Annotated in this window: 11 protein-coding genes and 3 pseudogenes; 5 read left to right on the plus strand and 9 right to left on the minus strand. The window is 70.3% G+C overall.

Going from position 1 to position 10,545, the window contains the following annotated elements:
- Positions 1-6 precede the first annotated feature (6 nt).
- The 6 genes and pseudogenes from V2W30_RS41445 to V2W30_RS00890 all read right to left on the minus strand — a co-directional run.
- Positions 7-174 (minus strand): annotated as a pseudogene (locus V2W30_RS41445) (AbfB domain-containing protein); the annotation flags it as partial.
- A gap of 217 nt (positions 175-391) precedes the next feature.
- Positions 392-634 (minus strand): metal-sensitive transcriptional regulator, encoded by a 243-nt coding sequence (locus V2W30_RS00870; RefSeq protein ID WP_425244653.1) that lies wholly within the window; start codon positions 632-634, stop codon positions 392-394.
- A 76-nt stretch (positions 635-710) separates the two neighbouring features.
- Positions 711-1,604 (minus strand): sulfite exporter TauE/SafE family protein, encoded by an 894-nt coding sequence (locus V2W30_RS00875; RefSeq protein ID WP_338692762.1) that lies wholly within the window; start codon positions 1,602-1,604, stop codon positions 711-713.
- The gene (locus tag V2W30_RS00880; protein ID WP_338692764.1) at positions 1,601-2,182 is read right to left on the minus strand and encodes a rhodanese-like domain-containing protein; all 582 of its coding nucleotides are present in this window, start codon (positions 2,180-2,182) and stop codon (positions 1,601-1,603) included. Before V2W30_RS00880 ends, V2W30_RS00875 begins: the two co-directional genes overlap by 4 nt.
- Before the next feature lie 244 nt (positions 2,183-2,426).
- Positions 2,427-3,815: an MBL fold metallo-hydrolase gene (locus tag V2W30_RS00885; RefSeq protein ID WP_338692766.1), complete on the minus strand. Its 1,389-nt coding sequence runs from the start codon at positions 3,813-3,815 to the stop codon at positions 2,427-2,429.
- A 153-nt stretch (positions 3,816-3,968) separates the two neighbouring features.
- Positions 3,969-4,292 (minus strand): rhodanese-like domain-containing protein, encoded by a 324-nt coding sequence (locus tag V2W30_RS00890; RefSeq protein ID WP_338692768.1) that lies wholly within the window; start codon positions 4,290-4,292, stop codon positions 3,969-3,971.
- 201 nt (positions 4,293-4,493) lie between these two features.
- On the opposite strand from V2W30_RS00890, the gene V2W30_RS00895 reads away from it, so the two are divergent.
- The 3 genes from V2W30_RS00895 (at position 4,494) to V2W30_RS00905 (ending at position 6,763) form a co-directional block, all read left to right on the plus strand.
- A complete protein-coding gene (locus V2W30_RS00895; RefSeq protein ID WP_338692770.1) occupies positions 4,494-4,643 on the plus strand; it encodes a hypothetical protein in 150 nt (49 codons plus the stop codon).
- 98 nt (positions 4,644-4,741) lie between these two features.
- Positions 4,742-5,746, plus strand: a complete 1,005-nt coding sequence (locus V2W30_RS00900) for an MFS transporter (RefSeq protein WP_338692772.1) — start codon at positions 4,742-4,744, stop codon at positions 5,744-5,746.
- A 60-nt stretch (positions 5,747-5,806) separates the two neighbouring features.
- Entirely contained in the window at positions 5,807-6,763 is a 957-nt protein-coding gene (locus V2W30_RS00905) for an IS481 family transposase (RefSeq protein WP_338692774.1), read from the plus strand.
- Here the strand turns inward: V2W30_RS00905 and V2W30_RS00910 are convergent.
- The 3 genes and pseudogenes from V2W30_RS00910 to V2W30_RS00920 all read right to left on the minus strand — a co-directional run.
- A pseudogene (locus tag V2W30_RS00910) lies at positions 6,762-6,926 on the minus strand (NmrA family transcriptional regulator); the annotation flags it as partial. The gene V2W30_RS00905 and the pseudogene V2W30_RS00910 sit on opposite strands and share 2 nt — an antisense overlap.
- Positions 6,927-7,025: 99 nt before the next feature.
- The gene (locus V2W30_RS00915) at positions 7,026-7,580 is read right to left on the minus strand and encodes a dihydrofolate reductase family protein (RefSeq protein WP_338692776.1); all 555 of its coding nucleotides are present in this window, start codon (positions 7,578-7,580) and stop codon (positions 7,026-7,028) included.
- A 94-nt stretch (positions 7,581-7,674) separates the two neighbouring features.
- The gene (locus V2W30_RS00920; RefSeq protein WP_338692778.1) at positions 7,675-8,394 is read right to left on the minus strand and encodes a helix-turn-helix transcriptional regulator; all 720 of its coding nucleotides are present in this window, start codon (positions 8,392-8,394) and stop codon (positions 7,675-7,677) included.
- A gap of 470 nt (positions 8,395-8,864) precedes the next feature.
- Between V2W30_RS00920 and V2W30_RS00925 the strand changes: the two are divergent.
- Positions 8,865-9,035 (plus strand): annotated as a pseudogene (locus V2W30_RS00925) (IS5/IS1182 family transposase); the annotation flags it as partial.
- A gap of 433 nt (positions 9,036-9,468) precedes the next feature.
- Complete coding sequence (locus V2W30_RS00930; RefSeq protein WP_338692780.1) at positions 9,469-10,167, plus strand: esterase/lipase family protein; 699 nt, start codon at positions 9,469-9,471, stop codon at positions 10,165-10,167.
- Positions 10,168-10,545 lie beyond the last annotated feature (378 nt).

Below are 10,545 nucleotides of genomic sequence, written 5' to 3' on the forward strand. Positions count from 1 at the left end.
CGGACGTCAGGCCCGGGGAGCGGTCACGACTCCACTCGTGTCGTCGGCAAAGGAGGTGTCGCTGTCCCAGCTGTTCGAGCCGCCGTCCGCGGCGATGCAGGCGCCGTAGTCGTGGTGCCGGACGAGGTCGCCGGGGTAGTTGGCGGAACGGAGGGGGGCGCGACCGGCTCTCCCGGCACCAGGATCACGCCATCACGCCGCATTCCCAGCCCGGAGCACGATGAGGTGGACGGCATACAGCCGAGCTCGCGCAGACTCCCCTACGGTGCGGCAGGCGGGCTCGGGACCTGGCTTGCGGCGGCTGTTCGAAACCACCTTGCCCCTCGGGCCCCTTCGTCCGCCCGGGCAGGAGCGAAGGGTCAGGTTCGTCCGCCCGGGCGGGAGCAAAGGGTCAGGCGAGGGTGAGGAAGAGCTTCTCCAGGTCCTCCTGCGTCATGGACGGGTTCTCGGAACCGTCGACGAGGCACTGGCGCATGCCGCTCGCCACGATCTTGAACCCGGCCCGGTCCAGGGCCTTGGAGACAGCCGCGAGCTGGGTGACGACGTCCTCGCACTCCCTGCCGTACTCGATCATGGCGATCACCGCGGCCAGTTGCCCCTGCGCTCGCTTGAGACGGTCCAGGACGGGCTTCATCGATTCTTCGCTCACCTGCACGGGAATTCTCCTCCTCCCCCCCCACTGAGCACACCTTGGGACATGTGTCCCCACGCTATTTCGAGGCCACATCCGGGCGGATGTGCGGCACCGGCTGTGGGCGTGTCGCCCTCGACCGCCTCCAGAACCGGGCGGCGACCGCAGCGCCGGTCGCGGCGCCGAGCACCGCCCAGGTGACGGGGTGGGTCCACAGGACGGGGCCGACCTGCTGCGCGAGGACGAAAACACCCATGCCGACGACGAACCAGCCGAAGGCCTTGCGCAGCGCCTCCTGCGGTATCCGTCCGGCGAGGCGGGCGCCGATCAGACTGCCGGCCACCGCTGCCACGGTCACGGTCAGGGCCACGCCCCAGTCGATCGTCACGCCGGAGAGGTGTCCGGCGAGTCCGGCGAAGGACTTCATCGCGATGACGAGGAGGGAGGTGCCGACGGCGATGCCCATCGGCAGTCCGCCGAGGATCGCGAGGGCGGGGACGACGAGGAATCCGCCGCCGGAGCCGACCAGGCCGGTGACGGCGCCGACGACGAGACCTTCGACGGCGATGTGTTTCAGCGGCAGGTCGCGGTGGGCGATGCGGACCTTCCGCGCTCCGTCGCGCGGTTTGCGCAGCATCGCCGCGGCGGTGGCGAGCATCATCAGCGCGAAGGCGACGAGCAGGACGGCGCCGGGGATGTAGTCGGCGAGCCGCCCGCCACCGTAGGCGCCGGCCATGCTGAAGGCGCCGAAGAGCAGGCCGGTCCGCCAGCGGACACGGTGGGCGCGGGCGTGCGGGAGCAGCGCGGCGAGACTGGTGACACCGACGACGAACAGCGAGGTCGCGATGGCCTCCTTGGTGTCCTGCCCGACGAGGTAGACCAGGATCGGGACGGTCAGGATGGACCCGCCGCCGCCGAGGATGCCGAGGCTGACACCGATGAGCAGGGAGACCGCGACGATCAGGGCGGTCATGACGCGCTCCGCAGTTCGGCGATGACGGTGCGGATGTCGATGCGAGGGCCCCGGTTGTAGGGGAGCTTGGCGAGCAGGACGCCCATGGCACAGGAGTTGCTCAGCGCGGCGTAGGTCAGGCCCGCGCCGATCGCGGTGCCGACGAGGTGGACGCCCGGCACGGCGAGGCCGACGAGGCCGGTGACCAGGACGAGGGAACCGGCGACCAGGCGGACCTGGCGCTCCATGTCCCAGCGTTCGGGGCCCCGCTGCACCGGGGCCCCCGAAGCCTCCCAGGCGTTCATGCCGCCCTCCAGGACGCGCAGGTTCGGCAGTCCGGCCTGGGCGAGGGCCTGCTCCGCCTCGCGGGCGCGCTGACCGGAGCGGCAGACGAGCACGACGTCCTCGTCGAGGTGGCCGAGGAGTTCGGCGCGGTGCTCGCGCAGGGTGTGCAGCGGCACGTTGTACGAGCCGGGGATGTGGACGGTGCGGAACTCGCCGGGGGTACGCACGTCGAGCAGACGTGGGGCGCGGCCCTTCTCCGTGAGGGCGTGCAGGGAGGCAGGGGTGAGGGACTGGACGGTGCGCTGGGCGCTCATGGGTGGCTCCGGACAGGAAGAGTGATACCCGGTGGGGTATAGGGAAGGGTGTGAAGGACCTCGGGAATCCGCCCGAGAGGGAGCCCGAGAGGGAGGGCGCGGGTGGGGCGTCGTGGGCCGGGGCGCGGCGCCCCCGGCCCGCGGGAGGAGAGGAGCGGGGGCGGAACAGTCCCGGCTCCCCCACCGGCCGGTGAGGCGCGACGGGAAGGTTCGCGGACTCACGCCCGCCCGGTGGTGCGGGGTGTCAGAGCCGGGCGGTCTCGGCCGCGAGGGCCCAGGCGGCCCAGCCGCCGAGGATGTCGGAGACGTCGTTGAAGCCGCGGTGGCGCAGGAGGCTGGCGGCGATGGAGGAGCGGTGGCCGCCCGCGCAGTGCAGGACAAGGGGCCGACCGACAGGCAACTCGTCGGTGCGGGTGGGCAGTTCGCTGAGCGGGATGTGCAGGGCCTCAGGGATGAAGCCGTTGGCCTCGCGCTCTCCGCAGGTGCGGACGTCCACCACGACCGGCGGGTTCTCCCCGGCCAGGGCGGTCTTCAGGTGCGCGGCGGTGAGGCGGCTGGCCGGGGCGACCTCGTCGGCCATCACCCGCAGGGCGTCCTCGGGGTTGCGGACGTAGCCCACGACGTGGTCGAAACCGATGCGGGCGAGGCGGGTGACGATCTCCTCCTCCCGGTTCTGCGGGGCCATGACGACCAGTTCGTCCGCCGGGTCCAGGACCGTACCGGCCTGTTCGGCGAAGCGCCCGTCGGCGGGGATGTTCACCGCGCGGGCCAGGTGCCCTGCCGCGAACTCCTGCGGGTCGCGCGCGTCGACCACCGTCGCTCCGGCGGCGCGCAACGCGGCGAACTCCTCCTGGGACAGAGGCCGGGAGGCCGAGGTCCCGTCGTACCGGGGGCGGTCCTTGCGGTTGAGGTCTGCGTCGTAGGCGAAGTAGCCCGGGGCGGCGGACTGGCCGGCCGTGACCAGGGCGATGAATTCCTCCCGACTCATGGGTGCGCAGGCGTAGTTGGTGGCGCGCTGCTCGCCGATGGTGGAGGACTTCTCCGTGGAGAGGTTCTTGCCGCAGGCCGAGCCCGCACCGTGGGCGGGGAAGACGCGGACCGCGTCCGGCAGCCCCATCAGCTTGTTCTGCACGCTGTCGTGGAGCATTCCGCCCAGTTCCTCGGCGGTGGCGCCCACCGAGGCGAGCAGGTCGGGGCGGCCGACGTCGCCGATGAAGAGGGCATCGCCGGTCAGGACGCCGTACGGCACGGTGTCATCGGCGTGCTCGTACACCAGGACGCTGATCGACTCCGGGGTGTGGCCGGGGGTCTCCATGACCTCCAGGACCACCTCGCCCAGGTCGATCCGCTCACCCTCGGCGAGGTGGCGGATCGGGTACTCGGTCTCCGCACGCGAGCCGTAGCCGATCCAGGCACCCGTCTCGTCGGCCATCTCCAGGTGCCCGGCGACGAAGTCCGCGTGGAAGTGGGTGTTGATGACGCCGACGACGGTGAAGCCGTGGGCCTGTGCGTCGGCGAGGTACTCGGAGACGTCCCGGCGCGGGTCTACGACGACCGCCTGGCCGGTCTTCTCGTCAGCGATCATGTACGAGGCCTGGGAGAGGCAGTCGAGGTAGTACTGAGCGAAAAACACGGTGGAACCTTTCGAGGGAAAGCACGCGCAGAGCGGAGCCCTGCGCAGCAGGAAGCAGCCCGGCGAGGGCGGCGCACCGCCCACGGACCGGCCGCCCATTCGGACAGGGCGGACGTTCGGGCGGATCAGACGTTCAGGCGGACGACCGGGTGTTCAGGCGGGCCGGGCGGCCGTGCCGCGCACGACCGGGCGGCCGGCGCGGATCCATCCGGAGGTGCCGCCCGCGACCGAGATCGCGTGGAATCCGGCGCCCTCCAGCTGCTCGGCGGCCCAGGCGCTGCGGTTGCCGCTCGCGCAGATGACGTAGACGGGCCGGTCGGCGGGCAGAGCGGCGAGGTGGGCGCCCAGCTCGGAGAGGGGCGCGGTGCGGACGCCCGGCACGTGGCCCGCCGCGTATTCGTCCGGCTCTCGCACGTCGATGGCGAAGGCGCCCTGCGCCAGCTCTGACGCGAGGACGTCCAGATCCACTTCACGCATGGAAGATCACCCTTTCATATACCCCCCGGGGTACTTACGGGATCGACTGTAGGCAGGGCCGAGAAGCGAAGTCAAATACCCCCCTGGGTATCCCACGTCACAGGGGCGACCCACGCGGGCGACCCGAAAACCAATACCCCTAGGGGTACGGTGATCTGCGAATACGGAAACAGATACGTCTACGAAGAGGAGGGTGACGAGATGACGCAGGGCACCCTGGCAACGCGGCGGCCCGTCCCGGACGCCGTGCGGCTGGGGCTCCGGGAGAACCGGGCCCAGTTCGCGCTGCTCGTCGCCGTGACGGCGGCGGTCGGCGCGCTCGTCGGCCTGGAACGGACAACGGTCCCCTGATCGGCACCGAGGTCTTCGGGCTCGCCGGAAACCTGGCCGTCTTCTCGTTCATCGTCGCCTTCGGACTCGCCAAGGCCTTCACGAACCTCGCCGCCGGAGTGCTCACCGCGCGCTTCCGGCGTCGGCAGCTCCTGCTGACCGGCTGGCTGATCGGCACACCCGTGCCGTTCATCCTCGCCTGGGCCCCGTCGTGGTGGTGGATCGTGGCCGCGAACGTCCTGCTCGGCGTCAATCAGGGACTGACCTGGTCGATGACCGTCAACATGAAGATCGACCTCGTGGGACCGGACCGCCGGGGGCTCGCCACCGGCCTCAACGAAGCCGCCGGGTACGTGTCGGTCGGTGCCACGGCCCTGCTCACCGGCTACCTCGCCACCCACTACGGGCTGCGCCCCGCGCCCGAGCTGATCGGAGCGGTCTTCCTCGCCGCCGGGTTCGGCCTGTCGCTCCTGGTCAAGGACACCGCCGCCCACCTGGCCCTCGAACTCGCCCGCCGCCCCGCACCCGCGGCAGGTGACGGCAACCTCACGGTCAGGCCCTCCTTCCGCGAGACGTTCGGCCGTACGTCGTGGCGGGACCGGTCCCTGCGCGGCGCGAGCCAGGCGGGCCTGGTGAACAACCTCAACGACGGTCTGACCTGGGGCGTGTTCCCGCTCCTCTTCGCCGACCACGGCCTCGGCATCGCCGCGATCGGCCTGATCAAAGGGGTCTATCCGCTGCTGTGGGGCGTCGGCCAGATTCCGGCCGGGCACCTGGCCGACCGGATCGGCCGCACACCGCTCGTCGTGACGGGCATGCTTGTCCAGGCCGCCGCGTTGCTGCTCGCCCTCGCGCTCCTCGACCGCCCGCTGCTCGCCGGAGTCCTCTCCGCCGTCGGCCTGGGGCTTGGCACCGCACTGGTCTACCCGGCGCTGATCGCCTCGGTCTCCGACCACGCCCACCCCGCATGGCGCGCCAACTCCCTCGGCACGTACCGGTTCTGGCGCGACATCGGATACGCCGCCGGCGCCCTCCTGGCGGGCGTCCTCGCCGACGCGCTGGGCCTGGACGTCACCGTGCTAGCTGTATTGATCACGAGCGTTGTTGACACTGGCGGGTCTTGATCATGGCGAAGACCTCCGGTGTGGTGGAGCTGTCTAGGACTGCACCACACGGAGGTCTTCGTGTCCCACCGTAATGCCCGGCTGACCGTGCACGGCAGGCGCCTGCTGGTCGAACGTGTCGCGTCCGGCCGTCCCGTCGCCCATGTCGCCGCCGAGATGGGCATCTCGCGGGCGACCGCCCATAAATGGCTCCGGCGGTGGCGAGCCGAGGGCGGGGCGGGCCTGGCCGACCGCTCCAGCAGGCCTTTGACGACACCGCATCGGACCCCGGCGAGCATCGAGGCCGACGTCTGCCGGCTGCGGACCGACCGCAAGCTCGGGCCGGCCCGGATCGGCCCGATCCTGGGACTGCCCGCCTCGACCGTGCACCGCGTTCTGACCCGCCACCGGCTGAACCGGCTGTCCTGGATCGACCGGCCGACCGGCACCGTGATCCGCCGTTACGAACGCGACCGGCCCGGCGAACTGATCCACATCGACGTGAAGAAACTCGGCCGGATTCCCGACGGCGGCGGCCACAAGGCCCTGGGCCGCCAGGCCGGCCGCGTCACCCGCAACAACATGGGTTACGACTACATCCACTCGGCCGTCGACGACCACTCCCGCCTCGCCTACAGCGAGATCCACCCGGACGAGAAGGCCGCGACCTGCGCGGCCTTCCTCACCCGCGCGGCCGCGTTCTTCGCCGAGATGGGCATCACCCGCATCGAACGCGTGCTGACGGACAACGCCTGGGCCTACCGCAAGGGCCTGGCCTGGAAGAACGTCCTGGCCGAACTCGGCGCGAGTGGCAAGCTCACCCGCGCCTACCGGCCCCAGACCAACGGCAAGGTCGAACGCTTCAACCGCACCCTGCTCGAGGAATGGGCCTACCAGCGGCTCTACACCACCAACGACGAACGCACCGCGGCCCTGGCAGACTTCCTGCACACCTACAACCACCACCGCAGCCACACCGCACTCGGCGGCCAGCCACCCATCACCCGCGTCAACAACCCTGCGGGTCAATACAGCTAGCCGCCGCCTGCTGACGCGGAGTGATCACTTCCGGACCGGTCAGCTCGTAGATGCCGCCGGCGTGCCGGTCATCCAGCAGGCAGGCGGCCGCGACCTCAGCGATGTCCGCCGGGTCGATGATCGGCACTCCGACGTCGCCGAAGGGCGCGGCGACGACCTGTCGCGGTCCGGACGCCCTGGGCGGGCTCGCCGTCGTTGAGGGCGTACCACCGCGCGCCTCCTAGGAACAGGTGGCCCCTCTGCCACCGCCTTGGACCCGCGCTCAGCGCACCGGGCGGTAGGTCGCGATGATCACGCCGCTACTGGTGGGCTCTGCGCTCACCAGCTCCAGCTTCTTCAGAGCGGCGTCGTCCTCGAACAGCTTCTTTCGGCCCTCACCGGCCACCACCGGGTGGATCAGCAGCACCAGCTCGTCCAGCAGATCCAGTTCCAGCAGGGAACGCACCAGCGTCGGGCTGCCCGCGACGGTGATGTCCTTGCCCTCGCCCGCCTTGAGCTTCTCGATCGCGGCCGTCAGATCGCCGTCGACGAGCGTGCTGTTGGCCCAGTCCTCGACGCTGTCCAGCGTCGAGGAGACGACGTACTTGGGCGAATCGTTGATCCACTTGGCGAAACCGGCGTCCTCGCCGCTGGTCACCGTCGGCCAGTACCCGGCCCACTCGGTGAAGGTCACCCGGCCCATCAGAATCGTGTCCGCGGTCTCCAGCGCCTTCCCCAGCGCCGCTCCCATCTCCTCGTCGAAGGCGAACTGCCACTCGTTCGGGGACTGGACGACACCGTCGAGCGAGATGAACGGACTCGAAACGACCTTGCGCATGATTCCTCCGTGATGAGTTCCGGGCCACCTGCCCGGTTACGCCCGGACGGCCCTGCGACCGGGCGAGCCGACCCCGTCGGCCACGTCAGGAAACCTATGCGGGCATCAAGGACGAGGGCTTGTACAGAAGCGACAGGGGCTCGGCCATGTCCGGGCGGCTCAGCCGAGTGGCGGTCCGGCCGATGTACCGGGTCAAGGACCGCGCCAGATGCGGCTGGTCGAAGTAGCCCAGTCGGTGCACGACGTCCTGAGCCGGCGTCCCCTCCTGGATCAGTACCGCCGCCTCACGGGCGCGGTGGATCTGCCGGATGGCGCCTTGAGTGAGGCCCGTCGCCGCGACAAAGCGGCGCTGGAGGGTGCGCCCGGACACATCGGGGGCGGCGCCGGCGAGCACGGCGAGCACGATCGGATCGCGGTCCACGATGCCCTCACGCACCATGCGCCGTACGAACGCCTCCGCATTGTCGTAATCGGGCAGGTGCCAGGCAGAGCCCTTCAGCCAGACGGAGCGCCGCGTCACATCGGGTATCTCCGCGCTACTGCCCACGAGCCGGCTGATCGGTATGTGCGGCATCGAGGTGCCCAGCGCAAAGCTGATACCGAAGAACGTGGCGCCCTCGGGGACGTCAGCCGGACACGCGCTGGGTTCCGGACCCAGCACGATCGCCTGAACCCTGCCCTCGTGCTCCCAGAAGACGAGCTCCCAGTGCGATGCCGCGATCGATGTCATCCGGCTGACCCCATCGCTACGGCTGCGCCAGACCCGCTCGATGTACGGCAGCTCCGAAGGTCTGCTCTCGATCTCCAGACCCAACCGGATCCCCCCCCCGTTCACCGCTGTCTGAGCCGCCAGTGTGCCACGCCGCCATGACAGTCCGGCCGACGCGGACCGGGGCCCGGACCGGCGCCCTCAGCCAATGGGGAGGCGAGTCAGCGGGGTCGTCCGGCAGCGTTCGCCCGATGGTGTTCCAGCGCACCGATGGACAGAGCCGCCACGCCCATCAGCCCGAACACGATCGAGCTGGACGCGCCGCCGTGGTGCCGCTCCCAGACACGGAATCCGACCAACAGAACAACGACTCCGAACAGCCCACTCTGGATCCACCTGATGGTCGCGGCCCGTGAGCCGTGACCATCAACGTCGCCGCCTCTTGTACCCACCGGGCTCCTCTGCTCCTTCAGTGCCCCAACTGTACTGCCGCTGAGTGCCATTGGGATCGAGAAGCCCTCCCCTTCGCTACGCCTGCGACGACCACCAACGAGTGTGCGCCCGCGACGACCACGGATCGGAAACGACAACACAACCGTTCCCACAAGCAGGGCCGCGCCCGCGTCGAGCACACCCTCGCCCGCAGGAAGACCGGGAAGGTCCTCCGCGACTGCCGTCTCAAAGGTGACGGCGTCCACCACGCCACGCGCGGCGTCGCCCGGCTGCACGATCTCAACCTGTCCTGATAGGTCGGCCACCGCGCCGTTTCCGCTCCCGAGCGGCAAGTGTCGATAGCGCGGAAACGCCTCAGCCAGAACTACGGGGAGGCGCTCTGGAGAGAGACGAACTACGGCTCACAGAAGCTGAGTTCACCGCCATTGCGCTGCTGTCGGAACTGCCGGAGCACCCTCCTACCTGAACGCCGAGCGTCCTGCATCGGCGGCATCGGCGTCGGCGCACGAAGCGTCGGCGCGTTCCACGCCATACGGCACCTCGCAATAGGCCGGGTCACACAGCTGTGAGGAGTTGGGCTGTGCCCGGCCACACACCTGCGCGGGGAGGGGACGTGCCCTCGGCCGCCCCCTGGATCGGCACTTCTGATCAGTGCATTGTCTCGAAGCGCACACGGGCGGGGCGTCTCCCCGCCCCTCCCCCATCGCACTGAGAAAGAGCCGCCCCATGGGAAGTTTTCTCGCCAGAGCCCGGAGAGTCCGCGCCGTCGTCGTGATGGCCGTCTGCACACTCGCCGCCGCCGTCGCGCTGCCCGCCGCGCCCGCTCAGGCCGCCGCCCACGACCCCGTGCTGTTCGTGCACGGCGTCTGGACCGACGGACCCACCACGTGGACCGACATGATCGCCGACTTCGAGCGGGAGGGCTGGGATCCCGCCTCGCTCCAGATGATGAACTACAACACCGCCCAGAGCCTTGAGGACAGCGCCGCCGAGGTCGTCGACGAGGTCGCCGCGCTGCGTGCCCGAACGGGCGCGGCGAAGGTGGACATCGTCGCGCACTCCATGGGTGCGCCCATGGTGCGCTGGTACCTGAAGTTCCTCGGCGGTACCCAGTACGTCGACGACTTCGTCTCGATCGCCGGCGGCAACCACGGCGGGATCGGCACGGAGTTCTGCGCTCCCGTCCAGCCGTCCTGCCAGGACATGCTCATGTACAGCCCGTTCCTGCAAGCGCTCAACTCCGGGGACGAGACCCCCGGTCCGACGACCTACACCGCCCTCTGGTCCAGCTGCGACGAGTTCCTCAACCCCGACTCGACCGCGCTCCTCGACGGTGCCGACAACATCTGGGCCGGCTGCCTCGGCCACGTCACGATGGTGAACTGGCCGCAGAACTTCGTCCGAACCGAGAACGCCGTCGCCTGACGGCCGCTGATGTCCGAGGCCCCGGTCACCGGTCGGTGACCGGGGCCTCAGGCGTTGCCTCCACGGCGTACTGGTAGCCGAAGCCGCGCAGGCCGATGGCGCCCTCCGGATCGAAGGTTCCCGTCGCCCCCGGCTGCCGCCGGCTCCGTGTCGATAGCGGAGAGGGGCGGCCGTTCGTGTCTTCGCGGAGCCATCCACGTGTGCACGGCCCTGTGCCGGCTCAGGGCCGACTTCCGCCGCGGCCGAGCCGCCGCCTCTGCTCCGTCGGCCTCCGGTCTCGCGCTCCGTGCCACTCCCCCGGACGGTCCGCCGCGCCCGCCCGGTCGCCTTGTCGTGTGCCCCCACAACGGAAGCCCGGCGGATTCCTGTGCGGGCGCA

The sequence above is a fragment of the Streptomyces sp. Q6 genome (genome assembly GCF_036967205.1).
GTDB lineage: Bacteria > Actinomycetota > Actinomycetes > Streptomycetales > Streptomycetaceae > Streptomyces > Streptomyces citrinus.